At 56.8% G+C, this 1,377-nt stretch carries 1 protein-coding gene; it reads left to right on the top strand.

Features of this window, described 5'->3' with window-relative positions:
• On the top strand, positions 1-1,366 hold a 1,366-nt coding region (locus AXK11_RS00365; protein ID WP_068628210.1), incomplete at its 5' end, for a phosphodiester glycosidase family protein.
• Between the last annotated feature and the right edge of the window lie 11 nt (positions 1,367-1,377).

A 1,377-nucleotide genomic window follows, 5' to 3' on the forward strand; every position in this document is an offset into this window, starting at 1 on the left:
GGGCCCGCTTCCGCTCGGGCGTGCCGACCTTGTGGAGACGCGCACGGTAAAGGAGCTCCGCCCCGGCCTCACGCACGTGCACATCGAGCGCGGTGCCTGGCCCAAAGAGGGCCCGCCCAAGTATTCGTTTAGCAACAGGCCTTGGAATCCAAGTGAAGACCCAGCCGAGTTTCGGGCCAGCATGGAACAGGCTGGCTACACAGTGCGTGAACAGCCGCTGCCACTGGAGGGCGGAACGGTCACTTTCTTGCTGGCTGGAGAATTCGACACCGCGGAAGAAGCAAGGCAAGCACTCCGCAAGATATCCTATCCAGTACAGCTCCACTATCCAGCCAAGCACGTATATTGGGATGCCGGACCTTATATCTTGGATATCGTGGTCGTAGACCCCAAGGTCTATCGCGGCAAGGTTACCTCGGGTTGGTCGGGCAGGGCGTTCCGCGACAGCCCTGTGGAGTCAGCACGCAGGCACAACGCCGTCGTCGCGACCAATGGGAGCTATTTTGAATATTCGATAGATGAGATCGCTGGCATACCCACAGGCACCTCAATTGTTCAGGGAAAGTGGCATAGCGAGCCCAATAACGGGCCTGCCCTCTACTTGGAGAATAAGGGGAATGGAGAGATCTCTCTCTCGATTCATGAGAAAAACGTCATCCCCTTTCCCGAGTTTAAATGGGTGGGCAAGGACGGTAAGAAAAAGAGCATCAAGCTGGATGGCATTGATCGCATGCCCAAAGACAATGAGCTGGTCGCGATGGGGCAAGACGTGGTGGATACCTCACCACTCTCGCATTTCGTCCCGACACACATACTCATGAGGCAGATCGGTGACGACGGCTATCTCGCCAAGCATTTGGGCTGGGCGAAGTATCTGCGCACTCCCGGATTGGTACTCATGGCGACGGGAGACAAGCAAGCGATCTTGAATGAAGCAATGGAGTCAGACAAACCCGTGGAGCTCGACATTCGTGTGCCAGATCGCCCCGGGCTGAATGCTTGGTATGTGACTCCCATCCTGATCAAAGATGGAAAGCCAAACTGGAAAACAGGGCAGCAAGGGCGAGCCCCCCGCACGATTATTGGAGCCGATGCCGAGGGTAAGATTTACCTAATTTCCGCCGATGGAACCCCCAGCCGGATAGCGCATGAAGGAGGCCCCCCTGGCGTTGGCTTGAGTGAGATGGTGCCAGTTCTGGATTTTCTGGGACTTGTCAACGCGGGCAACTTGGACGGCGGAGCTGGGTCAGTATCGATGGTGATTGAGGGGAAAGTCCTCGGCCACAATAACGATCTTTACATGACCTCACCGTATGATGACGACCGCCGCGTCGGCGACGCTGTGCTCATCATCGACGACGAGTAACCCCGTGCAGC

Origin of the sequence: Cephaloticoccus primus, assembly GCF_001580015.1 — a bacterium.
Classification (GTDB): domain Bacteria; phylum Verrucomicrobiota; class Verrucomicrobiia; order Opitutales; family Opitutaceae; genus Cephaloticoccus; species Cephaloticoccus primus.